Genomic DNA, 22,598 nt, shown 5'->3' with positions numbered 1-22,598 from the left:
CCGGCGCTTCGCTAGCGCAGATAGCTGCGGTTGAGGCGCACTTCGAGCTTCTTCTGCAGCGTTTCAAACGAGGCACTCATCGCCCAGTAAATACCCGCAGCCGCCAGGTACAGCGGAAAGGGCTGGAAGGTAGTGGCAATCACTTCCTTGGTCGCCAGCATCAGCTCGCCCACGGCAATCACCGAGACGAGCGAGGTGTCCTTGATCAGGCTGATCAGGCTGTTCGACAGGCTGGGCACTGCCAGGCGCAGGGCCTGCGGGCCGATCACATAGCGCAGCGTTTGCGCTTGCGTCAGGCCCAGGCTGCGGGCTGCATTCCATTGGCCGTGTTCCACACCGTTGATCGCGCCGCGGATGGTTTCCGACAGGTAGGCGCCCACGTTCAGGCTCAGGCCCAGAATGCCCGCGCTGATCGGGTCGAACTGGATGCCGATGCTGGGCAGGCCGAAATAAATGACGAAGAGCTGCACCAGCAGCGGCGTGCCGCGCATGCAGCTGACATACAGCGTTGCCAGCTGCGAAAGTACCGGCACCTTGGCCAGCCGCGTGACGGCTACCACGGTGCCGATGATGGCGCCGAAGAAAACAGACGCCACCGCCAGCAGCAGCGTCCACGCCGCGCCCTTGAGCATCAGCGGCAAAGCGTCGCGCAGCAACTGGGTCAAGCCTGTCAGGTCCATATAGGTCTCCACAAATAAAAACCCCGGCGCAGAGCCGGGGTTGTTTCAGGCGCCGGCCCAGAAAAGGCGGCGCGCGGCTGATCGGATATTACTTCGCTTGTGCCGTTTATTTGGCAACGGGCGGCTTGCTCACGTCGCGGTCAAACCACTTGGTGGAGATCTTCGCGAAGCTGCCGTCGGCTTGCAGGTCTGCCAGCGCCTTGTCGATGGCGGCCTTGAACTTCGGGTTGTTCTTCACAAAAGGAATGCCGGATTTTTCAAGGTCACCCACGGGCGCACCGGGCTTGAGAGGCAGCTTGGTCTGCTTGACGATGTAGGGGATGAGCAGGCTGTCGTTGAGCGCGGCGTCGATGCGGCCCAGTGCCAGATCCTGCAAATACTCTTGCGCGCCGGGGTAGGTCTTCACGTCGATGCCGCCCACTTTTTTGGCGATGTCGGCGTAGTTGGTGCCCTGGCCCAGGCCGAGCTTTTTGCCCTTGAGGTCGGCCAGCGTCTTGAACTCGCGCTTTTCGTCCTTGCGGATGATCAGCTGCGGGGCGGAGATGGTGTAGGGCTCGGAGAAATCAAAGGTCTCCTTGCGCTTGTCGGTGATGCCCACCTGGTTGATCACCACGTCGTACTTGCCGGCCTGAAGGCCTGCCAGGATGGCACTCCATTCGCTGGTGGAAAACTCGGCTTTCACGCCCAGCTTTTGCGCCAGGGCATTGGCCAGTTCCACTTCAAAGCCGGCGAGCTGGCCGCCTTCCTTGTAGTTGAAGGGCGGGTAGGTGCCTTCGAGCGCCACTTTGAGGGTGCCGCGCTGCTTGACGGTGTCGAGCAGGTCGGCTGCGCTGGCGCTCAGTGCGAGCGTCAAAAGGAGTGTGGAGACGATGGTGGAGGCGGCGGCTTTGCGAATATTCATATTCAACCTTTGCATAAGAGAATTGTTATTGAGATGAATATCGAATATTAAATCTGCCACCACTTTGGTGCATGCGCGGCAGCAAAAGCCCTACGGCGAATCCGGATGCTTCGCGGACGCTGCGCGTGAACTCAGGGCTTGGCGCAGTGGGCGTAGATGTCGAGCGCGGGCTTGTAGATGCTGGTCTGCACATTCATCAGGCCGAGCACCGAGTGAAAGTAGTTGTCGTGGCTCACCGGTGCATCCAGCTGTTGCCTGAGGCACGCGGTGGTCAGCTTGTTGCGCTGCTCAAATTCGGGTGAGAGCCAGGTGATCCAGGGCACGCGCTTTTGCACCTCGGGCGCAATGCCCCAGGGCATGCCGTGCAGGTAGAGGTTGTTCTCGCCCAAGGACTCGCCGTGGTCGGCCAGGTAGAGCAGGGCGGGCGCGCTGCGCGCCTCTTGCGCCTTGAGCCACTGGATGGAAGACGCCAGCAATTTGTCGGTGTAGACGATGCTGTTGTCATAGGCATTGAGCAGGCCTTCGCGGCTGCAGCTTTGCAGCGCATTGTCGGTGCACTCGGGCAGGAATTTTTTGACGGCTTGCGGCGAACGCTTGTAATATGCCGGGCCGTGGCCGCCCATCTGGTGCATTACCACCACCACGCCTTTGGCGCGGCGCTCGGCGGGCAGTGCGGCAATGCGTTCATCAATGCCGTGCAACATCACTTCATCAAAACATTCGCCGCTGTCGCACAGGCCTGGTACTTTGAGCTGTATGGTGTTCACGTTGGGCACGCGGTCACACACGCCTTTGCAGCCCGACTGGTTGTCGATCCACAGCACGGCCAGGCCCGCGCGTTGCAGCACGTCCAGCATGCCTTCGTAGTTGGCGGGCCGCGAGTCATAGCCTTCGCGACCGAAGTTGGAGAACATGCAGGGCACAGAAGCCGCAGTGCTGGTGCCGCACGACCACGCGTTGCGCAGGCTCACGACGTTTTCTTTGGCCAGCAGCGGGTTGGTGGGCCGGCCGTAGCCGTTCAGCGAAAAGTTGGCGCTGCGCGCCGTCTCGCCCAGGACCAGCAGCAACAGCGGCGGTTTGGTTTGCGCTGCATAGCTTGCCCCGAGTTTGGCGTCTTCACCCAGGGGCAACACGATGGATTCATCACGCTGGAACGGTTTTGCCGCGATGGAACCCAGCGCGTAGAAGGAGTTGAGTGGGTTGATCAGGTAGCGCACATGCGTGTAGTTGCGCATGACGGAGGCAATGCTCTGGAAAAACAAAAACACCACTAACACCAGCAGCACGCACGCTCCGGTCAGCGTGGCTGCGTTGGTGAGCATCTGTCGCACTGCGCCTGCACGTCTGACCTTCTGCCGCCACAAAAAGATCATCGGCAGGACCGCCAGCACCATCACCGTGGCCAGCAGTCGCCAGTTCAGCAGGTCGCGTGTTTCGCGCACATCAGTCTGCAGCGTGTTGATCATCATGGTCTTGTCGATGACCACGCCATAAGTCACCATGAAATAGGCGCCGAAAGCGGCCGACAGCAGAAAGACCGTGATGGCGGGCTTGAGTGTCCAGCGCCAGGCCAGCACGCTGAGCAGCGCGGTGGTCGCCAGCGCAATCACCAGCGCCAAGGCGATGCTTATGACCACCGCCTGGCCCCCGGTAAGGCCGGGCAGGCGGGCCAGCTCGCGCCACAAGGCCACATTGCATACCGTGGCAATCCAGAGGCTTGCAATGACCACCAGCCACAACGGCCGCATGCCGGCGTCTTGCCGCACAGTGGTCAGGGGGGCGGGCCGCGATGTGGAGGATGCGGAAGGGGAAGGGCGCAGCGGCATAGCGCTGGATTGTATTGGGGCGGCCTTAATGCAGGCTTAAGGCCTGCTCACGGTCTTCAATCAAGCGGCCACAGCCAGACCCAGCTGCTGCGCATGGTGCCGCAGGTGTTCGGCCATGAAGGTTGCGATGAAGTAGTAGCCGTGGTCATAGCCCGCGTGGCGGTGCAACGCCAGCGGCTGGCCCGCCTTGGCGCAGGCGGCTTCAAAGAGCTCGGGGTACAACTGCTCGGCGAGGAATTTGTCGTCCAGCCCCTGGTCTATGCGTATGCCGCCCGGGTAGGGCGCTGCGGGCATCAGGTTCATCAAGGCGGTGGCGTCATGTTCAACCCAGTTTGATTCATCGCTGCCGAGATAGCCGGTAAACGCCTTGCGGCCCCATGGGCACTGGCTGGGCGCGCAGATAGGTGCAAACGCCGAGACCGATGTGAAAAGATCCGGATGCCTGAGCGCGAGCGTTAACGCGCCGTGACCGCCCATCGAATGACCGAAGATGCCGATGCGGCCTGTGTCCAGCGGTAACGTGTTCGTCAGCAAAGGCAGCAGCTCCCCCGTGATGTAGCTTTCCATGCGGTAGTGCTGTGACCACGGCGCCTGTGTCGCGTCAAGGTAAAAGCCCGCGCCGCGGCCGAAATCCCAGCTGTCGGTCTCACCCGGAGTCTTTGCGCCGCGCGGGCTGGTGTCAGGCGCTATCAGCGCCAGGCCCAGCTCGGTGGCTACGCGCTGCGCACCGGCTTTGATCATGAAAGTTTCTTCGTTACAGGTCAGGCCCGCCAGGTAGATCAGCGCCGGCACCATCTCCCCAGCCATGGCTTGCGGCGGCAGGAACACCGAGAACTTCATCGGCAGGCCAATCTCGCGCGAGTCATGCTGGTAAAAGCGCTGCACACCGCCGAAGCAGCCGTGTTCGCTGAGCAATTCCAGTTGTGTCGTCATGGATGTCTTTCTGTTCAAGGAGGGGCCGCGGGACTGGCTTTGCCAGACCGCAGGCGCAGCGGCCCCCTCGCGGGGCAGGGAGCTACACGAAGTGAGCGACCGTGGGGGCTAATAGACGACAACACCACGAATGGATTCGCCGCTTTTCATTAAATCGAAACCCTTGTTGATGTCTTCCAGCGGCATGGTGTGCGTGATCAGGTCGTCGATATTGATCTTGCCTTCCATGTACCAGTCAACAATCTTGGGCACATCCGTGCGGCCGCGCGCGCCGCCGAAGGCTGAGCCTTCCCACTTGCGGCCGGTGACGAGCTGGAAGGGCCGGGTGCTGATCTCGGCGCCGGCTTCGGCCACGCCGATGATGATGCTGCGGCCCCAGCCCTTGTGCGTGCATTCCAGCGCCTGGCGCATCACCTTGGTGTTGCCTATGCATTCAAAGCTGTAGTCGGCGCCGCCATCGGTCAGTTGCACGATGGCGTCCACCACGTTCTCGGTCTCTTTCGGGTTGATGAAATGCGTCATGCCGAACTTGCGGGCCATCTCCTGCCGCGCGGGGTTGATGTCGACGCCGATGATCTTGTCGGCACCCACCATCTTCGCGCCCTGGATCACATTGAGGCCAATGCCGCCCAGGCCGAACACCACCACGTTGGCGCCGGCTTCCACCTTGGCGGTAAAGAGCACTGCGCCTATGCCGGTGGTCACGCCGCAGCCGATGTAGCAGACCTTGTCAAAGGGCGCGTCTTCGCGGATCTTGGCCAGCGAAATTTCAGGGGCGACGGTGTAGTTGCTGAAGGTGCTGGTGCCCATGTAGTGAAAGATGGGTTTGCCGTCCAGGCTGAAGCGGCTGGTCGCATCGGGCATCAGACCCTTGCCCTGCGTGCCGCGAATCAGCTGGCACAGGTTGGTTTTGCGAGAGAGACAAAACTTGCATTGCCGGCACTCGGGCGTGTAGAGCGGGATGACATGGTCGCCTTTTTTGAGCGTTGTCACGCCGGGGCCGACGTCAACCACGATGCCCGCGCCTTCATGGCCGAGGATGGCCGGGAAGATGCCTTCCGGGTCGGCGCCCGAGAGCGTGTAGTAGTCGGTGTGGCAAATGCCGGTGGCCTTGATCTCGACGAGCACCTCGCCGAACTTCGGGCCTTGCAGGTCCACGGTTTCAATCGTCAGGGGCTGGCCTGACTTCCAGGCGACGGCAGCTTTGGTTTTCATGGTGTGTAGGGCTTGCGCTTGAAGTGAGTGGGGATGAGGTTCCGTGCGTAGGTCACTATAAGCCAGTCACCATCGGCAAATCTCGACTGAAGCCCTATCTTCACGGGCCCCGATGTTTCATTTTGAGAAAACCTGGGCCTTGCCTCCGGCGCTGTGTAACCGGCCCTATGGCTGGAATATGCTGTCGCGTTGCGGGGCACAGCCTTTACAGCTTGGGTTAAAAGTAAAAAAGCTGCCTGGCCCATTAAATATAGGCGCAAGCAGCTATTAATTTCATAGCATTGAGGTTAAACGGGTGAGACCCGCAACGGCTTGCTCAGCGGCCGGCTTCTTTCAGATACTGTGTCCGGGCGGCGATGGCAGTGTCGGTGAAGTCGGTGAACACGCCGTCAACGCCTGCGCGGTAAAACGCCAGGTATTCGGCCTTGGCATCGCCCTGGTAGTCGCTGGCCAGGCGGCGCGACTCGTTACGGAAGGTGAAGGGATGAACGAACAGGCCTGCTTTGTGCGCATCGGCGACGAAGCTGGTGGCTGGCTGCGAGGTCGAGTCGGCGTCGTTGAGCTTGCCGTCGCGGTTGATGTCGACCTGCTTGCCGTCGGCGCCGAAGGTGCCTTTGGTGCTGATGATGTAGCGCTTCCAGGGGCCGATGCCGTCTGCGTAGGTCTTGATCTCGGCCAGGCCTGCGGGCGTGGTCATGGCATCAAAGAGGCGTTTGTCGCCGGCCTTGGTCCAGTCGTAAGGGCGGTCGCTCGGCACGGCAAAGGTGACACGGCCGGTTTTCGGGTCAATGCCGTCGCCGTCGACGAGCTGGATCAGTTTCGTATTGAGGCCCTTGCTCTTCATGTACTTCAGGCTGCCGGGTTCAAACGACTGCACGTAGATGGGCGCGGTCTTGCTGTTCCATCCGGCAGCATTGATGATGGCGATCAGCTTGTCTTCCATCGGCAGGCCGAGTTCCCGGAAGTAGGTCGGGTTCTTGGTTTCCGGGTAGATCGCAATCGTGCGGCCTGTCTTGATGGATTGGGCCTTGGCCAGGTCCACCACCTCCTGAAGGGTGGGGATTTTGTACTGGCCGTTGAACTGCTGTGGGCGCTCGGCGTCGGTCGAGATCGCGCCCAAGGTGCGAATCTCGGCCAGTGTGAAGTCGTTGCTGAACCAGCCGGTCTGCGTTTCGCCGTCGACCTGGATGGTCTTCTTGCGTGAAGCGAACTCCGGGTGTTTGGCCACGTCGGTGCTGATCGCCAGGTTGGGGTCGTGACGGGTGACGAGCACGCCGTCCTTGGTCACGACCAGGTCCATCTCGATCACGTCGGCGCCGAGTTCGATCGCCCGCACATAGGCTTCCATCGTTTCTTCCGGCACATAACCCGAAGCGCCGCGGTGGGCGATGACCAGTGGCGCCTTGCCGTCAAGGGTGGGCAGCCCTGCTTGAGATGTCGTGCCTGAAGACGAGCAAGCGGTCAGCAGTACGCTGCTGCAAATAAGGGCGAGCAGGCTGCCTTGTCTCACGGCCTGGCGGGTCGATACGGTCATGGGTGTTTCCCGAAGTTAAAGGGCTGATCGTATGTGTCTGATCACGACAGGCGTGTGACAGTGTGTAGCGCCCGGCCATAAAAAATGCCGGAGCAGGTCCGGCATTTTCTGGGGGCACGATCAGGCGCTGAAGAAGCTCTTGAGCTTGTCGGCCCAGCCTTCTTCGCTGGGTGAATGCTTGGCACCGCCTTTTTTCAGCGACTCGTCCAGCTCCTTGAGCAGCTTGCGCTGGTGCTCGGTCAGCTTGACCGGTGTTTCTACTGTGATGTGGCAATACAGGTCACCGGGATAACTGGAGCGCACGCCCTTGATGCCCTTGCCGCGCAGACGGAACTGCTTGCTCGCCTGGGTGCCTTCGGGAATGTCGATGGCCGCTTTGCCGGCGAGTGTCGGCACTTCAATTTCCCCGCCCAGTGCGGCGGTGGTGAAACTGATGGGCACGGCGCAGTGCAGGTCGTCGCCGTCGCGCTCGAAGATGTCGTGCTTCTTCAGGCGGATCTCAATATAGAGGTCGCCAGGCGGGCCGCCATTGGTGCCCGGCTCACCGTTGCCGGTCGAGCGGATACGCATGCCGTCGTCGATGCCCGCGGGGATCTTGACTTCGAGTGTCTTGTTGTTCTTGGTCTTGCCCACGCCGTGGCAGGTCACGCAAGGCTCGGGAATCAGCTTTCCCGTGCCTTTGCACTGCGGGCAGGTTTGCTGCACGCTGAAGAAACCCTGGCGCATCTGCACCACGCCGTGGCCATGGCAGGTGGTGCAGGTCACCACTTTGGTGCCGGGCTTGGCGCCGCTGCCGTGGCAGGTATTGCAGTCGTCCCAGCTGGGAATGCGAATCTGTGCGTCCTTGCCGTTAGCGGCTTCTTCGAGCGTGATTTCCATGGCGTAGCTCAAGTCGCCGCCACGGTAAACCTGCCGGCCGCCGCCACGTTGTGCCCCGCCGCGCTGGCCGCCGAACACGTCGCCGAAGATGTCGCCGAAAGCTTCGGCAAAACCGCCAAAACCTTCCGCACCCGGGCCGCCGCGCATGTTGGGGTCTACGCCGGCATGGCCGTACTGGTCGTAGGCCGCGCGCTTTTGATCGTCGGAAAGCATCTCGTAGGCCTCTTTGGCCTCCTTGAATTTTTCTTCGGCAACCTTGGACGCATCCCCCTGGTTGCGGTCGGGGTGGTGCTTCATCGCAAGCTTGCGATATGCCTTCTTGATGTCTTCATCGCTGGCGTTTTTTGCAACGCCCAGCGTGTCGTAATAGTCTTTTTTGGTGGCCATGGCAGGTCAGTCAGGAATCGTTATTGTGAGGGTCAGCGGGAAACGCAAAAGCGGAAATCCTGGATTGCTCCCGGTTTTCCGCCTTTGCTGGCTGCCTTTGCCGTCTGCTTTTGCATGCAGTTATCGCGCCAATGCAGGGGTGCTTTGTAAAAAAGCGCTTAGCCCTTTTTGACTTCCTTGACTTCAGCGTCCACGACATTGTCGTCGACCGGTTTGGCTTCAGCCTGGGCGGCGCCCGCTGCGCCTGCGTCACCACCGGCTGCCGCCTGCGATGCCTGCATGTCGGCGTACATTTTTTCGCCGAGCTTCTGGCTGGCTTCCATCAGGGCCGTGTTCTTGGCGTCGATGGCGGCCTTGTCGTCGCCAGTGAGCGCTTCTTCCATGTCCTTGATGGCGGCTTCAATCTTTTCCTTCTCGCCGGCTTCGAGCTTGTCGCCGTATTCACCCAGCGATTTCTTCACGCTGTGCACCATGGCTTCGGCGTTGTTCTTGGCGGTGACGAACTCGACTTTTTTCTTGTCTTCTTCGGCGTTCAGCTCGGCGTCTTTCACCATCTGCTGGATTTCAGCTTCAGACAAACCGGAGTTGGCCTTGATGGTGATCTTGTTTTCCTTGCCGGTGCCCTTGTCTTTGGCGCCGACGTGCAGGATGCCGTTGGCGTCGATGTCGAAGGACACTTCGATCTGCGGCGTGCCGCGCGCTGCCGGCGGAATGCCCTCGAGGTTGAACTCGCCCAGGCCCTTGTTGCCCGAAGCGATTTCGCGTTCGCCCTGGAACACCTTGATCGTCACGGCCGGCTGGTTGTCTTCAGCGGTCGAGAAGGTCTGTGCAAACTTGGTCGGGATGGTCGTGTTCTTCTTGATCATCTTGGTCATCACGCCGCCCATGGTTTCGATACCGAGGGACAGCGGGGTCACGTCGAGCAGCAGCACGTCGGTGCGGTCGCCGGAGAGGACCTGGCCCTGAATCGCTGCGCCTACGGCAACGGCTTCGTCGGGGTTCACGTCCTTGCGGGGTTCCTTGCCGAAGAGCTCCTTGACCTTTTCCTGCACCTTGGGCATGCGGGTCTGGCCGCCGACCAGAATCACGTCATGGATGTCAGCCGCGCTGACGCCGGCATCCTTCATGGCGATGCGGCAAGGTGCAATCGTGCGCTCGATGAGTTCGTCGACCAGGCTTTCGAGCTTGGCGCGGGTCAGCTTGACCAGCAAGTGCTTGGGGCCGGTGGCGGGGTCGTGCGCAATGTAGGGAATGTTGACTTCGGTGGCCGGGCTGTTGGACAGTTCGATCTTGGCCTTTTCAGCCGAGTCTTTCAGACGCTGCAGGGCCACCACGTCTTTCGACAGGTCGATGCCGCTGTCTTTCTTGAACTCGGCCACGATGTAGTCGATGACGCGCTGGTCGAAGTCTTCGCCGCCCAGGAAGGTGTCGCCGTTGGTGGAGAGTACTTCAAACTGCTTCTCACCGTCGACATCGGCGATCTCGATGATGGAGATGTCGAAAGTGCCGCCGCCCAGGTCATACACAGCGATCTTGCGGTCGCCCTTTTCCTGCTTGTCCAGGCCGAAGGCGAGAGCCGCTGCGGTGGGTTCGTTGATGATGCGTTTCACGTCGAGGCCGGCGATGCGGCCGGCGTCTTTGGTGGCCTGGCGCTGTGCGTCATTGAAATAGGCAGGCACGGTGATCACGGCTTCGGTGACCGGCTCGCCGAGGTAGTCTTCGGCGGTTTTCTTCATTTTGCGCAGGATGTCGGCAGACACTTGCTGGGCCGACAGCTTCTTGCCGCGCACTTCCACCCAGGCGTCGCCGTTGTCGGCAGCCACGATGGAATAAGGCATCAGTGCGATGTCTTTCTGGACTTCTTTTTCGGTGAACTTGCGGCCGATCAAACGCTTGACAGCGTACAGGGTGTTCTTGGGGTTGGTCACGGCCTGGCGCTTGGCCGATGCACCGACCAGCACTTCGCCGTCTTCCTGGTAGGCGACGATGGAAGGGGTGGTGCGCACGCCTTCCGAGTTCTCGATCACGCGGGGGGTGTTGCCCTCCATGACGGACACGCAGCTGTTGGTAGTGCCGAGGTCAATGCCGATGATTCTTCCCATGATGATTTACTCCTGCTTTTTTGATTCGTTAAAGATTGAAGGTGGGGTGGCCGGGGCGTTCAGTGCCGCTGGCCGCGGTATGGATTAACTATGTTGATAACTTGTGGGTAAGTTGTGTGGCTTCAAGGGCTTCAACAATGTTTTCAAGGTTTTTTAAGAGTTTTTTACTTGGGAGCTGCCACCGTGACCAAGGCGGGGCGCAGCACGCGCTCGGCGATCAGGTAGCCTTTTTGCAGCACGTTGACCACGGTGTTGGCTTCCTGGTCGGCCGGCACCATGCTGATCGCCTGGTGTTGGGTCGGGTCGAATTTGGTGCCGGGCGCGGGGTCGATGGCGACTACCTTGTTGCGCTCGAGCGCACTTTTCAGCTGCTTGAGTGTGGCCTCGGCGCCTTCGCGGATCTGCTCCGGCGTAACGTCCTTGATGGCCAGGCCGGCTTCCAGGCTGTCTGCCACGGGCAGCAGGCTTTCGGCAAAGCTTTCCAGTGCGTATTTGCGGGCCTTGGCGACTTCTTCGTCCGCGCGGCGGCGGGCGTTTTCGGTCTCGGCCTTGGCGCGCAGGTAGCTGTCGGCCAGCTCGGTGTTCTTGGCCTGCAGCGTCGCGACTTCGGCTTGTGCGACGGTCAGCGCATCAAACTCGTTGGCGGCCTGCGCCGCTTCCAGTTCTTCAGGACTGGGCTCACCGCTAAGTGGTTGATTTTGTTCGGGTTGTGTATTGTCAGACATGCTCGAAAACAGGGTTGAAGCTGGTAATGTTTCCAGCTGGGGATGGCAAAGCCCTTTTCAAGACAGGGGCTTCGTTTTTGGTCCAGATAGTTTGGCTGCGGGTGCGCGGCCTGAGGGGTCCAGCACGGTTGGGGCCCTGCCGTTCCTGTGCGGACCGGTGTGCCCCAGCCGCAGAAACTGGTTCGTGGCCTGAATTGTAGTGGCTGGCCACCCGTTCCCCGGCCGGTGAGGCAGGTTCTGGCAGTCCATGGGATGGTGCCGGGTGCAGGCCTGATGCTATGTTATTGATAGCTATCGGCGCGCATTCCTATTGGGATGAAAGGCTAAAACGTCGAAATTTCAGGTGGAGACGGCAAAAACCGCTTCAAGGCGTGGCCGGTTTCTGCATGCGCATCATGAGTTCGCGCTTGTTGTCACGGCTGCGGTGGGCATGTTCGCGCATCAGGGCTTCGGCACGCGCCCCTTCACCGGCCTGCAGTGCGGCCAGCACGTCTTCGTGGTCGGTTTGTGCGCGCTGAATGAACCCGTATTCGAGCAGGGGCAGGGCGCCGTTCAGGCTGAGCGCCCCGGCGCCGGCCATCGGCGTTTTGCTGACATGGGCCAGTGCGGAGGTCAATGTGCTGTTGCCGGCGGCGTGCGCCAAGGCACTATGAAAGCGGGCGTTCGTGGGGACCCAGCGGGCTGCGTCAATCACATGGCCGGCGGCCCGTGCCTGCTCCAGCAGCAGGCGGCCGTCCTCGATGCAGGCCTGCAGGGCCTCCCGGGTTTCGGGCGTGATGCCGCGCTCGGCGGCCTGCCTGGCTGCCATGCCTTCCAGCACGCCCCGCACGTCGACTGCATTGGCAATTTCGTCAACGCTGAATTGCCTGACGCGAAAGCCGCGTGTCGGCAGGCGTTCCAGCAAGCCTTCCTTTTCCAGCTCACCGAGCGCAATACGGATCGGTGTGCGCGAAACCGCCAATTGGGCGGACAGCTCAAGCTCCACCATGCGTTCGCCCGGGGCCGCCTGGCCGCTGAGGATTCTTTGCCTCAATGTCTGCGTGGTGTATTCAATCTGGGAAGACATAAGCTGTAACGGTTGATAGTGGTTGGCTGAGTGGAAGGATTATTGCATGCAGTATCTGGGTTTATTAGGGTTAATCTGGTTAATGAAGTCACTATTGCGTGCAATAAAATAAGATGACTAAGTATTTCGCGCTGGATGGCGCATGAACCATCAACCTGCCACCAGCGTTGTGGCCGATACCACCCCCAGGAGACACCATGGATCTACTTCGCCTCCATTCCTTGCGACGGCTTGCCCGCACCGCAACGCGGCTGGCAGCGGCTTGTGCTGCATCGTTGGTGCTTGCCTTCACTGGCTTGTCCGTCGCGCACGCCCAGCCGGCTGCAAGTTATCCCAGCAAGCCCATCAAGCTGATCGTTCCTTTTCCTGCGGGTGGTGGCGGTGACACACTGGCCCGGCTGGTCATGCAGCGTGCCACCAGGGAATTGGGTCAACCTGTCGTGGTCGAAAACCTGGGCGGCGCCGGCGGAAACGTGGGCAGTGCAACAGCGGCCAAGGCGCCGGCCGATGGCTACACCCTGCTGTACGGCACCAACGGCACACATGCCATCAACCATGCGATCTACAGGTCACCCGGCTTCAACCCGTCTCGCGACTTCGAGCCCGTGACCCAGCTCACACGCATCGCCGCCATGGTGGTAGTGCGGCCCACGCTGCAAGTCAACTCCATGGCGGAACTCACCAAGCTGCTCAAGGCCAATCCGGGGAAATACACCTTTGGCTCCGCCGGCAACGGCACCACGTCCCACCTGGCCGGAGAAATCTACAAATCGCGCGCGGGCCTGGCTGTGGTGCACAGACCTTACCGCGGCGGCGCACAGGCCATGACGGACCTGGTCGGCGGGCAGGTCGACATGATGATCGAGGTCATGCCGAATGCCGCACCGCAGGCGAAAAGCGGACGTGTCAAACCATTGGCGGTAACGACAGCCACGCGCGTGGCGGGCTGGCCGGATTTACCCACCATCGCGGAGTCGGGCTTGCCCGGATTTGATGTCAGCGCATGGGACGCGATTTTTGTTCCCGCCGGAACGCCCAGGCCCATCGTCAATCGCCTGAACGAAGCGATCCACAAAGCCCTGGCGGATCCGGAGTTGCGCGCGCAGCTGCAGTCGCGTGGTGCCGAGGTGGCGCCGGGCACCCCCGAGGAACTGGCCAGGCATATTGCTGCCAGCATGACTTTGTGGGGTGACGCGGTGAAGCGTTCCGGCGCTGCAGTGGATTAGGGCGCCGGGAAGTGCATGGATGAATACCTGATGAATGCCTGTTGATCGGTAAAACAGCGCAACAAAAAAGCGACCCTGAAGGTCGCTTTTTTTCGGGCCAGGCTGGCCAGGTAATTTACTTTTTCTTGGTCTGGCTGACGGCCCACTTGCCGGCAAATGCCTGCAGGTCGTTCAAGCGCTTGAGCAGGTCGGCGCCCAGTGTGGTGACCGTGTAGCCGTCGCTGCCATGGCCAAGCAGGCCGGCTGCGCGCAATTCCTTGATGCGGGTATTGAGGGTGTTGGGTGTGATGCTGCCGATGCTGTCTTGAAGGAGGCGGAATGTCTGGGGATGGCCGTCTTTCAGGGCCCACAGCACGCGCAGTGCGTAGCGTGCTTCCAGCAGTTCAAGCAATTGGCCTACCGCTGCATTTTCTTTGGCACTCATCAGGTTATCTCCTCGGGTCACAGTTTGGTCACAGGGGGTTGTTAAGCAGAAAGCTTCGAAAGCTTGGGGCCAAATATAACGCAAATTGCTGACTGCTACGAGTTTTATAGCTGCCCACGCCCGCTGCCGTTGGACTACAGCCTGAAACTCTCTTGGAAAACCCTGATGCGCCGGATGTGGCAATGGGCTTAAGAACGCATCGGGTAAGCCCAGGCGCATCATTTCTACCTACATCACCGGGATCCGTGTTGCCGGATGAAGTGCTACAGCGCTGCCTGTTCTGGATGATTCCATGATCACTTCAATCACTTGTTGCACGCCAAGTGCAGAGCGCCCCGTTACGGTGGGTGCACGTCCATTCTGGACAGAGCGAATGAAATCCTGCAGCACGGCGCGATGAGCTGCATGGTCAAAGGCCATGGGGTTGGCGCCACCGCCGGAGGCCTGGCGTGCACCGGCGGTCAGCGTCTTTCCACTGGAAAAGACCGCCCGCATTTCACCGCCTTCCAGCGTCACGGTGCCCTGGGTGAAGTTGAGTTCAATGCGCTCGGGAAAACCGGGGTAGGCCGCCGTGGTGGCCTGAACCACAGCGACCGCACCGCTGCTGTAGTGCAGCAATGCGGCAGCCGTGTCTTCGCCCTCCATGCGATGCACTGCGCTGGTGCTTGCAACGCCTGTGACGCGCTCCGGCATGCCGGTGAAGCTGAGCAGCAGGTCGAGCGTATGAATGGCCTGCGTGATCAGCACGCCGCCGCCGTCCCGCGCCAGGGTGCCGCGTCCGGGCTCATCGTAATAACTTTGCGGCCGCCACCACCGGATCGACGCGGCAGCGCTGACCAGCGGGCCCATAACGTCGTCACGCAGCAGTGCCGCCACGGCAAGGGCCGCGTCGCGCATGCGGTGCTGCAGCATCACTGCCAGCATGACCCCCGCAGTTTCGCAAGCATCGACCAATGCATTGGCCCGGTTCAAATCAATTTCGAGGGGCTTTTCGACCAGCACATGCTTGCCCGCACGCGTTGCCTGCTGCACGAGGTCCAGATGGGTATTGGGCGGCGTGAGAACCAGCACGGCTGTTACGCTGGCGTCTTCCAGAATATCTTCCAGTCGCGTAGTTCGGCGCGCCCCTTGGGGCACTTCTACAGCGGCCAGCCGTTCGGGATTTCGCCCATAAACCCATGCGACGTCTGCTTCACTGGCCAGGTCTTCAAGACTTCGGAAGTGAGGTGCCGAGCCCAGCCCTGCGCCAATGACGGCGAGGCGCAGCCGCGCAGGGCTGGGTATGGACGGCATGTTCAGTCAAGCTTGACGTTGGCCGCCTTGATGACTTGCGCCCATTTCTCGACCTCTGCCTTCTGGAAGGCGGAGACCTGCTCGATCGTCATGCTGGACGGTTGCATGCCCAGTCCTTTGAGGCGTTCCTGCATCTCGGGCTGCGCGGTGATTTTCATGATTTCATCGTGCAGCTTGTCAATGATGGGCTTGGGGGTGCCGGTGGGTACAAAAATGGCTTGCCATGAGGCAACCTCAAATCCGGGGACGGATTCGGCCACCGTTGGCACATTCGGCATGGACTCCAGGCGCTTGGCGGAGGTGACCGCCAGCGCACGCACCTTGCCGCTCTGGATATGAGGACCTGCTACGACCGTGGTGTCGAACATCATGTCCACCTGCCCGCCGATCACGTCCTGGATGGCGGGGCCGCTGCCTTTGTAGGGCACATGGATGAACTGGGTGCCCGACTTGAAGCCCAGCAGTTCCAGCGAGAGATGCTGCGATGTGCCGCTGCCGGCCGATGCGGAAGAAATGGTTTTGGGTTTGGCCTTCGCTGCGGCCAGCACGTCCTGCAGCGTTTTGTAAGGGCTGTTGGCCCCCACCACCAGCACGACGGGGTTGGTGCCGATGAGCGCCACCGGCGAGAAAGACTTGATCGGGTCGTAGCCCAGTTTCGGGTAAAGGCTCACATTGATGGCATGCGAGCTGACGGTGCCGCCCAGCATCGTGTAGCCATCTGCCGGTGCGCGGGACGCGACTTCCGAGCCGACGCTACCGCCAGCACCGCCCTTGTTGTCAATCACGATGGTGGTGCCGAGTACCGGCCCGAGTTTTTGGCCAATCAGCCGGCCCAGGATGTCGGTGGTCCCGCCTGCAGGAAAGGGCACGATGAAGGTGATGGGTTTACTGGGCCACTTGTCTTGTGCGAAGGCAGGAAGTCCCAGCGCCGACAGGGCAGCGCCAGCAAGTGCGGAATGGATGAGGGAACGGCGTTTCATGATGTCTCCTGTGTGTTGTCTGGTGGTGTTGTCTGGTGGTGTTGGTTGGAACTACTTACTTGATGGCCTGAATGCGTTCGTACAGACTCTTGGGCCACGGGGCATCGGCAGCGGTGAGCGAAGGCAAGACCGCTGCGGCAAAAGGCGCGCGGTCTACCTTGTTGACGGTTTTGCCTTTTTTCTCGAACTCGGCGACCAGGCGGTTTTCGGCATCGACGATGTCCTGGCTGGCGCGGCTCGACGCCTCCCAGAGCACCTGGTCGAAGACCTTCTTGTCGGCCTCACTGAGTTTGGACCAGACCGAGCTCGACACGGCCGTGAGCAGCGATTCGGTGATGTGGCCGGTCAGGGTGATGTATTTCTGGACTTCGTAAAACCTTTTGGCCTCGATGGTGGGAAGCGGGTTTTCCTGTGCATCGACCGTGCCGTTTTGCAGCGCCAGGTAGACCTCGGCAAAGGCGATGGGCGTCGGGTTCGCACCCACGGCCCTTGGGAACATCACAAAAAGTGGTGCGTCGGGCACGCGCAGCTTGAGGCCTTTCATGTCCTCGGGTTTGTTGATGACCTTGTTGGAAGTCATGTGGCGCAGGCCGTAGTAGGTGTAGCCTGCAATGTGCTGGCCGCCGGTCTTGCTGGCATAACCCTGAGCCAGCTCCTGAAAGATCGGACCGTTACGGAATGCCTGAAAGTGCGCGTAATCGCGAAACACAAAAGGCGCGGCGGCGATCGACAGCGGCGGGTGTGCACGCCCGGCAAAGGCCGCGCCGGTGTAGATGATGTCGACGGTGCCCAGTGTCAGGCCCTGGTTGATGTCGGTTTCCTTGCCCAGGGATGAGGCCGGGAAGACCTCCACCACATAGCGGCCGTTGGTCTTCTTCCTGATTTCGTCGGCGGCCCAGACGGCCTGCTTGTGAAAGGTCTCCGAGGTCTCGTAGACGTGAGCCCATTTGAGTTTGGTCTGGGCTGCGGCGGCGCCTGCGCCCAGCGTGCCGGCCAGTGCCAGCAGCGTCGCACCCGCAATGCTGCAAAGGGTTCTGCGTTTCATGTCTTGTCTCCTGATTGTTTGTAATGGCTCAGTGGGTATCGTTGGTGGGGAAAGGGCGCCGCGGTATACCGCCCCCGGCGCCTTGCGGGCTACAAACTTCCCGTGCAGATGGGCATGGCAGATTTCCGGAATCCTCTAAATTCCGGCGGCCTGCTGGATTCATCGAACCATGCAGGGCATCTTGTTGTTGAATTTCCAGTTGGGGATCAGGTATTGCATGGCCACGGCATCGTCGCGCGCACCGAGGCCGTGCTTGAGGTAAAGCTGGTGCGCTTTTTCCACTTCAGCCATGTCCAGCTCTACGCCGAGGCCCGGTGTTTTTGGCACTGCAACCTGGCCGTCCACAATTTGCAAGGGTGCCTTGGTCAGGCGCTGGCCGTCCTGCCAGATCCAGTGGGTGTCAATCGCAGTGACTTTGCCCGGCGCGGCCGCAGCCACGTGGGTGAACATGGCCAGGGAAATGTCGAAGTGGTTGTTGGAGTGCGAGCCCCAGGTCAGCCCCCATGTCTGGCAGATCTGCGCGACGCGCACTGAGCCTTGCATGGTCCAGAAGTGTGGATCGGCCAGCGGGATGTCGACCGACTGCAGGTGGATGGTGTGCGACAGCTCGCGCCAGTCGGTGGCGATCATGTTGGTGGCGGTCGGCAGGCCGGTGGCCCGGCGAAACTCCGCCATCACTTCGCGGCCGGAGAACACGCCTTCGGCGCCGCAGGGGTCTTCTGCGTAGGCCAGCACATCGCCGCGGCCCTGGCAGATGCGGATGGCATCCTTGAGCAGCCACCCGCCGTTCGGGTCCAGTGTGATGCGCGCATCGGGAAAACGTTCGGAGAGGGCGATGATGGCTTCCATCTCTTCCTCGCCCCGCAGCACGCCGCCCTTGAGCTTGAAATCCTTGAAGCCGTAACGCTTGTAAGCCGCTTCGGCCAATGCCACGATGCCATCGGCGTCCATGGCGGTCTCGTGGCGCAGGCGCAGCCAGTCGTCCTCCGCATCCGGCGCACTGCCATAGGCCAGATCCGTCTGCTTGCGGTCGGCCACATAAAAGAGGTAGCCCAGCACGGCCACTGAATCCCGTTGCTGGCCTTCGCCCAACAGTGCGGCCACAGGTACGCCCAGGAATTGGCCCAGCAGGTCGAGCAGGGCGCTTTCCACGGCAGTGACGGCATGAATCGCCACACGAAGGTCGAAGGTCTGGTTGCCGCGGCCGCCGCTGTCGCGGTCCGCAAAACGTGTGCGCAGGGTGTTGAGAATCTGGTTCCACGCGCCTACCGATTGCCCTTCGATCAGTTCACGGGCGTCTTCCAGGGTGTTGCGGATCTTCTCGCCGCCCGGTACTTCACCTACGCCGGTGCGGCCTGAACTGTCGGTCAGGATCAGCAGGTTCCGGGTGAAAAATGGGCCGTGGGCACCGCTGAGGTTTAACAGCATGCTGTCCTGGCCGGCCACGGGAATCACCTGCACGCGAGTGATTCGGGGAGTTTGGGAAAGGGCGTGAGGGGCTGTTGCGGGAGCGTTTGAAGCGGGCATACCGGACTTGCTTGTAGGATGGTTGATAAAACAATTTATCAGTTATCGTACAACTCGTCGATTATTTATGCAACCAGATTTGTACCCAGAGTGCGAGGCGCTTGAGGTTCGGAAGGCTCTTCGGGTGGCTGCATGGTGTGCGCGTTATTGCCCCGGCGAAGCCGTTCACGGCTATTGGACAGGTGCGTCCGCATGGCGGCGCGTGCGGCCTCCGCATCCTGATTGCGGATGGCGTTGTAGATGCTCTCGTGCTCGCTGTTGACCCGCTGCAGGTAGTTGAAGCGGCCTTCGGGTGCGCTGTGCGCCGTGTTGACGCGAGTGCGCGGAATGATCATGGTGCCCAGGTAGGTCATCAGGTCGGCGAAGTGCCGGTTGCCCGTGGCGCGGGCCACTTCCATATGGAACTGGAAGTCCGGTGGCACGGCGTCAGAGTCCAGGCTGATGGAGTCGTGAAAGGCGCGCAGTGCATTTTCCAGGGCCTTGAGGTTTTCTGGCGTTCTCCTCTGGGCGGCAAGGCCGGCGGCTTCGGTTTCCAGGCTGATGCGCAGCTCCAGCACCGAGATCACATCGGCCACAGTGGCAAAGTCCTCGGCGGTGATCTTGAAGTTGCCGGCGTCCTGCGGTTGCAGGACAAAGGTGCCGATGCCGTGCCTGGTTTCGACCAGCCCTGAGGCCTGGAGCTTGGACAGCGACTCGCGCACCACGGTCCGGCTCACGTCAAAACGGGCCATGATTTCGGCTTCAGTGGGCAGTTTTTCGCCCGGCTGCAGGTGACCTGAACGGATGCTGGTGGCCAGATTTTCGACGATCTCACTCACCAGTCCGCGGGGGCGGCGCATGCGCAACGGCTCTTCGTGAAAGCCAACCGTAAGGCCTGCCTCAGAGCGACTAGGGGTTTTCCTTGAGTCCATTAAAAAACCATTGACAAGCTAGGGGGCGAACTGGAGAATTCCAAGTCATCAGACAACCTATGACTGCGATGTTCTTGGGTTGACTTTAACAAACTTCATAAAAAAGTCCAGTGTTTGCAATCACACCGGACGCAGATTAAAAAAATGACCATCAAAGTTCACGAAAAGCTCTTGTTGACCGGCGCGGCCGGTGGCTTGGGCAAGGCCTTGCGCGAGCGCCTGAAGGCCAATTGCTCGGTACTCCGGCTGTCCGACGTGCAGCCTTTCGGTGCTGCCGGAGCCAACGAAGAGGTGATTTTGGCCGATCTGGCCGATGCCGCCGCCGTCCACACCATGGTTCAGGGCGTGGACGCGATTGTCCACCTGGGCGGTGTCTCGGTAGAAGGGCCCTTTGGTCCCATCCTGCAAGCCAACATCCTGGGCGCCTATAACTTGTATGAGGCCGCGCGCAAGAACGGCGTCAAGCGCATCGTCTTTGCCAGCTCCAATCACGTCACCGGCTTTTACCGCCAGGACCAGACCATCAATGCCGACCATCCGCCGCGGCCCGACGGTTTGTACGGCCTGAGCAAAGCCTTCGGTGAAGATCTCGCGCGCCTGTACTTTGACCGCCACGGCATTGAAACCGCTTGCGTGCGCATCGGCTCTTCATTTGCCGAGCCCAAAGACCGCCGCATGCTGGCCACCTGGTTGAGCTTTGACGACCTGCACCGCTTGATCACCGCCTGCCTGACTACGCCGGTGCTGGGCCACAGTATTGTGTTCGGCATGTCCGACAACGCCGTCACCTGGTGGGACAACAGCCGCGCACGCCACATCGGTTATGTGCCGAAAGACAGCTCGGACATCTTTCGCGAGGCCGTCTACGCCCGAACCCCCGCGCCTGACCTGAAAGACCCGGTCGCCCAGTACCAGGGCGGCGGCTTCGTAGTAGCCGGTCCTTTCGGCGACTGAGTGGTCAGGATAAACATGAGCGAGTCTCACGTCGAGCTGGTTCTGGATGCGCGCAATGGCACAGGGGAAAGCCCTGTCTGGCAGGCCGCCGAACAAGCGCTCTATTGGGTTGATATTCCGGCGCGCAGGCTGTGCCGCTGGAGCGTGGCCGAAGGCGTGCTCACCGAATGGGCCGCTCCCGAAATGCTGGCCTGCGTTGCGTCGATAGGCGGCACGCAGGACTGGGTCGCAGGCACTGAAAGCGGCGTGTTCCGCCTGAGTCCACGGGCGGATGGCCAGCTTGGGTTCAAGCAGCTTGCCGCCGTTACGCATGCCACGCCCGGCATGCGCTTTAACGATGGCCGCTGCGACCGTCAGGGGCGCTTTCTTGCCGGTACCATGTTGATGAATATGGCTGCCGGCGCACGTGTGGGTTGTATTTATAGCTACAAAAAAGATAGCGAACTAAAAAAACTCCTGGACGGTTTCATCACGCCGAACGGTATGGCCTTCAGCCCCGACGGCCGCACGATGTACCTGTCGGACTCGCATCCGTCGGTACAGGTCATCTGGGCCTTTGACTACGACACCGAGACCGGCACGCCATACAACCGGCGCGTCTTTGTCGACATGAACCCGCTACCCGGCCGCCCTGATGGCGCGGCAGTCGACGCCGACGGCTGCTACTGGATCTGCGGCAACGACGCCGGCCTGATTCATCGCTTCACGCCCGCCGGCAAGCTGGACCGTTCGCTGGCCGTGCCGGTCAAAAAACCTGCCATGTGCGCCTTTGGCGGCGCCGGGCTCGACACCCTGTTCGTGACGTCGATACGCCCCGAAGGCATCGACTTATCTGACCAGCCGCTGGCCGGCGGTGTGTTCGCGCTGCGCCCCGGCGTGCGCGGGCTGCCTGAGCCCGCGTGTCTGTATTAAAAGTTCCTGCTACCTGTTTTCCACCACCAACCCTAGAGGATGAGACATGAAGATTAAAAAAACACTGTTTGCAGTTGCCGCTGCACTGGCGCTGATGCCGCTGGCAAGCTTCGCCACCGAGTTCCGTTCGTCGGACATCCACCCCGACGGTTATCCCACCGTCGAGGCTGTCAAGTTCATGGGTGAGCGCCTGAAGGTGTTGACCAACGGCAAGCACACCATCAAGGTGTTCAACAACAGCGCTTTGGGCAACGAGAAGGACACGATCGAGCAGACCAAGATCGGCGCGCTGGCCATGACCCGCGTGAACATTGCGCCGATGAACAACATTTGCGCTGAGACGCAAGTGCCGACCATGCCTTTCCTGTTCCGCTCCACGGAACACATGCGCCATGTGCTGGACGGCGCGATCGGTGAAGAGATCCTCGCCTCCTGCGCACCACAGGGCTTTATCGGCCTGGCGTACTACGACAGCGGCGCTCGCTCGCTCTATACCGCCAAAAAACCAGTCCGCACCTTGGCCGATGCCAAGGGCATGAAGATCCGCGTCCAGCAATCCGACCTGTGGGTTGCACTGCTGGAAGCCATGGGTGCCAATGCCACCCCCATGCCTTACGGCGAGGTCTACACCGCACTGAAGACCGGCCTGGTTGACGGCGCTGAAAACAATTACCCTTCGTATGAGAGCTCGCGTCACTTTGAAGTGGCCAAGTACTACTCGATCACAGAGCACTCGCTGGCCCCTGAAATGCTGCTGTTCTCCAAGCGGACCTGGGACACCCTGAGTGCGGATGACCAGAAGGCGATTCGCCAGGCGGCCAAAGAGTCGGTTCCTTACATGCGCAAACTGTGGGACGAGCGTGAAGCCAAATCCAAGGCCATCGCCAAAGCCGGTGGCGCCGAGTTCATTGAGGTCGACAAGGCTTCATTCCAGAACGCGATGAAACCTGTCTATGACAAATTTATTGTGGATGCAAAGCTGAAGGCGCTGGTCAAGCGTATCCAGGACACCAAGTAAGCAAGGTATGACCCCTCTCGTCATCGGCGATTGATCGCCGGTGACAGGAGATGTCAGCGA

Annotated in this window: 20 protein-coding genes; 4 read left to right on the top strand and 16 right to left on the bottom strand. The window is 60.9% G+C overall.

Annotated elements, in window-relative coordinates:
* Positions 1–11: 11 nt before the first annotated feature.
* The 10 genes from AC1DWQ_RS19385 to AC1DWQ_RS19340 form a co-directional block, all read right to left on the bottom strand.
* Positions 12–680, bottom strand: coding sequence for an amino acid ABC transporter permease (locus AC1DWQ_RS19385; protein ID WP_477646787.1), 669 nt, complete (start codon positions 678–680; stop codon positions 12–14).
* Positions 681–786: 106 nt separating this feature from the next.
* Positions 787–1,581 (bottom strand): transporter substrate-binding domain-containing protein, encoded by a 795-nt coding sequence (locus AC1DWQ_RS19380; protein ID WP_477671076.1) that lies wholly within the window; start codon positions 1,579–1,581, stop codon positions 787–789.
* Between the two features lie 131 nt (positions 1,582–1,712).
* A complete protein-coding gene (locus tag AC1DWQ_RS19375) occupies positions 1,713–3,407 on the bottom strand; it encodes a phosphoethanolamine transferase (RefSeq protein WP_477671075.1) in 1,695 nt (564 codons plus the stop codon).
* A gap of 60 nt (positions 3,408–3,467) precedes the next feature.
* Positions 3,468–4,340: an S-formylglutathione hydrolase gene (gene fghA / locus AC1DWQ_RS19370; RefSeq protein WP_477671074.1), complete on the bottom strand. Its 873-nt coding sequence runs from the start codon at positions 4,338–4,340 to the stop codon at positions 3,468–3,470.
* 108 nt (positions 4,341–4,448) lie between these two features.
* Positions 4,449–5,555 carry an S-(hydroxymethyl)glutathione dehydrogenase/class III alcohol dehydrogenase gene (locus tag AC1DWQ_RS19365; protein ID WP_477671073.1) on the bottom strand — a complete coding sequence of 369 codons (1,107 nt, stop codon included), beginning with the start codon at positions 5,553–5,555 and terminating at the stop codon, positions 4,449–4,451.
* A gap of 316 nt (positions 5,556–5,871) precedes the next feature.
* Positions 5,872–7,089 carry a glycerophosphodiester phosphodiesterase gene (locus AC1DWQ_RS19360; protein ID WP_477671072.1) on the bottom strand — a complete coding sequence of 406 codons (1,218 nt, stop codon included), beginning with the start codon at positions 7,087–7,089 and terminating at the stop codon, positions 5,872–5,874.
* Positions 7,090–7,209: 120 nt separating this feature from the next.
* Positions 7,210–8,355 carry a molecular chaperone DnaJ gene (dnaJ, locus tag AC1DWQ_RS19355; RefSeq protein ID WP_477671071.1) on the bottom strand — a complete coding sequence of 382 codons (1,146 nt, stop codon included), beginning with the start codon at positions 8,353–8,355 and terminating at the stop codon, positions 7,210–7,212.
* 158 nt (positions 8,356–8,513) lie between these two features.
* Entirely contained in the window at positions 8,514–10,457 is a 1,944-nt protein-coding gene (gene dnaK / locus AC1DWQ_RS19350; RefSeq protein WP_477671070.1) for a molecular chaperone DnaK, read from the bottom strand.
* Positions 10,458–10,621: 164 nt separating this feature from the next.
* The gene (grpE, locus tag AC1DWQ_RS19345) at positions 10,622–11,182 is read right to left on the bottom strand and encodes a nucleotide exchange factor GrpE (RefSeq protein ID WP_477671069.1); all 561 of its coding nucleotides are present in this window, start codon (positions 11,180–11,182) and stop codon (positions 10,622–10,624) included.
* A gap of 364 nt (positions 11,183–11,546) precedes the next feature.
* Entirely contained in the window at positions 11,547–12,248 is a 702-nt protein-coding gene (locus AC1DWQ_RS19340; protein ID WP_477671068.1) for a GntR family transcriptional regulator, read from the bottom strand.
* 197 nt (positions 12,249–12,445) lie between these two features.
* On the opposite strand from AC1DWQ_RS19340, the gene AC1DWQ_RS19335 reads away from it, so the two are divergent.
* A complete protein-coding gene (locus tag AC1DWQ_RS19335; protein ID WP_477671067.1) occupies positions 12,446–13,474 on the top strand; it encodes a Bug family tripartite tricarboxylate transporter substrate binding protein in 1,029 nt (342 codons plus the stop codon).
* A 115-nt stretch (positions 13,475–13,589) separates the two neighbouring features.
* Here AC1DWQ_RS19335 and AC1DWQ_RS19330 read toward each other — a convergent pair whose 3' ends face one another.
* The 6 genes from AC1DWQ_RS19330 to AC1DWQ_RS19305 form a co-directional block, all read right to left on the bottom strand.
* Complete coding sequence (locus AC1DWQ_RS19330) at positions 13,590–13,898, bottom strand: winged helix-turn-helix transcriptional regulator (protein ID WP_457278868.1); 309 nt, start codon at positions 13,896–13,898, stop codon at positions 13,590–13,592.
* Positions 13,899–14,126: 228 nt separating this feature from the next.
* Entirely contained in the window at positions 14,127–15,191 is a 1,065-nt protein-coding gene (locus AC1DWQ_RS19325; protein ID WP_477671066.1) for a Gfo/Idh/MocA family protein, read from the bottom strand.
* A 2-nt stretch (positions 15,192–15,193) separates the two neighbouring features.
* A complete protein-coding gene (locus AC1DWQ_RS19320) occupies positions 15,194–16,171 on the bottom strand; it encodes a Bug family tripartite tricarboxylate transporter substrate binding protein (protein ID WP_477671065.1) in 978 nt (325 codons plus the stop codon).
* 55 nt (positions 16,172–16,226) lie between these two features.
* A complete protein-coding gene (locus AC1DWQ_RS19315) occupies positions 16,227–17,216 on the bottom strand; it encodes a sialic acid TRAP transporter substrate-binding protein SiaP (RefSeq protein WP_477671064.1) in 990 nt (329 codons plus the stop codon).
* Positions 17,217–17,375: 159 nt separating this feature from the next.
* The gene (gudD, locus tag AC1DWQ_RS19310) at positions 17,376–18,743 is read right to left on the bottom strand and encodes a glucarate dehydratase (RefSeq protein ID WP_477671063.1); all 1,368 of its coding nucleotides are present in this window, start codon (positions 18,741–18,743) and stop codon (positions 17,376–17,378) included.
* 65 nt (positions 18,744–18,808) lie between these two features.
* Positions 18,809–19,582 carry a FadR/GntR family transcriptional regulator gene (locus AC1DWQ_RS19305; RefSeq protein WP_477671062.1) on the bottom strand — a complete coding sequence of 258 codons (774 nt, stop codon included), beginning with the start codon at positions 19,580–19,582 and terminating at the stop codon, positions 18,809–18,811.
* A 216-nt stretch (positions 19,583–19,798) separates the two neighbouring features.
* On the opposite strand from AC1DWQ_RS19305, the gene AC1DWQ_RS19300 reads away from it, so the two are divergent.
* From AC1DWQ_RS19300 to AC1DWQ_RS19290, 3 genes are read left to right on the top strand one after another with little or no spacing between them, the layout of a single operon-like run.
* Positions 19,799–20,608 (top strand): NAD-dependent epimerase/dehydratase family protein, encoded by an 810-nt coding sequence (locus tag AC1DWQ_RS19300; protein WP_477671061.1) that lies wholly within the window; start codon positions 19,799–19,801, stop codon positions 20,606–20,608.
* A gap of 15 nt (positions 20,609–20,623) precedes the next feature.
* Complete coding sequence (locus tag AC1DWQ_RS19295) at positions 20,624–21,520, top strand: SMP-30/gluconolactonase/LRE family protein (protein WP_477671060.1); 897 nt, start codon at positions 20,624–20,626, stop codon at positions 21,518–21,520.
* Between the two features lie 46 nt (positions 21,521–21,566).
* Entirely contained in the window at positions 21,567–22,538 is a 972-nt protein-coding gene (locus AC1DWQ_RS19290) for a TRAP transporter substrate-binding protein (RefSeq protein WP_477671059.1), read from the top strand.
* Positions 22,539–22,598: the final 60 nt, after the last annotated feature.

It is taken from the genome of Polaromonas sp. P2_G11 (assembly GCF_056403595.1).
Note: the sequence above shows the minus strand (reverse complement) of the source record. Positions and strands in the feature narration are given on the sequence as shown.

Coding starts and splice junctions, on each gene's coding strand:
- AC1DWQ_RS19335 (WP_477671067.1), top strand. CDS start 12,446: ATGGATCTACTTCGCCTCCATTCCTTGCGACGGCTTGCCCGCACCGCA.
- AC1DWQ_RS19300 (WP_477671061.1), top strand. CDS start 19,799: ATGACCATCAAAGTTCACGAAAAGCTCTTGTTGACCGGCGCGGCCGGT.
- AC1DWQ_RS19365 (WP_477671073.1), bottom strand. CDS start 5,555: ATGAAAACCAAAGCTGCCGTCGCCTGGAAGTCAGGCCAGCCCCTGACG.
- AC1DWQ_RS19295 (WP_477671060.1), top strand. CDS start 20,624: ATGAGCGAGTCTCACGTCGAGCTGGTTCTGGATGCGCGCAATGGCACA.
- dnaJ (WP_477671071.1), bottom strand. CDS start 8,355: ATGGCCACCAAAAAAGACTATTACGACACGCTGGGCGTTGCAAAAAAC.
- AC1DWQ_RS19340 (WP_477671068.1), bottom strand. CDS start 12,248: ATGTCTTCCCAGATTGAATACACCACGCAGACATTGAGGCAAAGAATC.
- gudD (WP_477671063.1), bottom strand. CDS start 18,743: ATGCCCGCTTCAAACGCTCCCGCAACAGCCCCTCACGCCCTTTCCCAA.
- AC1DWQ_RS19290 (WP_477671059.1), top strand. CDS start 21,567: ATGAAGATTAAAAAAACACTGTTTGCAGTTGCCGCTGCACTGGCGCTG.
- AC1DWQ_RS19320 (WP_477671065.1), bottom strand. CDS start 16,171: ATGAAACGCCGTTCCCTCATCCATTCCGCACTTGCTGGCGCTGCCCTG.
- AC1DWQ_RS19305 (WP_477671062.1), bottom strand. CDS start 19,582: ATGCGCCGCCCCCGCGGACTGGTGAGTGAGATCGTCGAAAATCTGGCC.
- dnaK (WP_477671070.1), bottom strand. CDS start 10,457: ATGGGAAGAATCATCGGCATTGACCTCGGCACTACCAACAGCTGCGTG.
- AC1DWQ_RS19360 (WP_477671072.1), bottom strand. CDS start 7,089: ATGACCGTATCGACCCGCCAGGCCGTGAGACAAGGCAGCCTGCTCGCC.
- fghA (WP_477671074.1), bottom strand. CDS start 4,340: ATGACGACACAACTGGAATTGCTCAGCGAACACGGCTGCTTCGGCGGT.
- AC1DWQ_RS19315 (WP_477671064.1), bottom strand. CDS start 17,216: ATGAAACGCAGAACCCTTTGCAGCATTGCGGGTGCGACGCTGCTGGCA.
- grpE (WP_477671069.1), bottom strand. CDS start 11,182: ATGTCTGACAATACACAACCCGAACAAAATCAACCACTTAGCGGTGAG.
- AC1DWQ_RS19325 (WP_477671066.1), bottom strand. CDS start 15,191: ATGCCGTCCATACCCAGCCCTGCGCGGCTGCGCCTCGCCGTCATTGGC.
- AC1DWQ_RS19380 (WP_477671076.1), bottom strand. CDS start 1,581: ATGAATATTCGCAAAGCCGCCGCCTCCACCATCGTCTCCACACTCCTT.
- AC1DWQ_RS19375 (WP_477671075.1), bottom strand. CDS start 3,407: ATGCCGCTGCGCCCTTCCCCTTCCGCATCCTCCACATCGCGGCCCGCC.
- AC1DWQ_RS19385 (WP_477646787.1), bottom strand. CDS start 680: ATGGACCTGACAGGCTTGACCCAGTTGCTGCGCGACGCTTTGCCGCTG.
- AC1DWQ_RS19330 (WP_457278868.1), bottom strand. CDS start 13,898: ATGAGTGCCAAAGAAAATGCAGCGGTAGGCCAATTGCTTGAACTGCTG.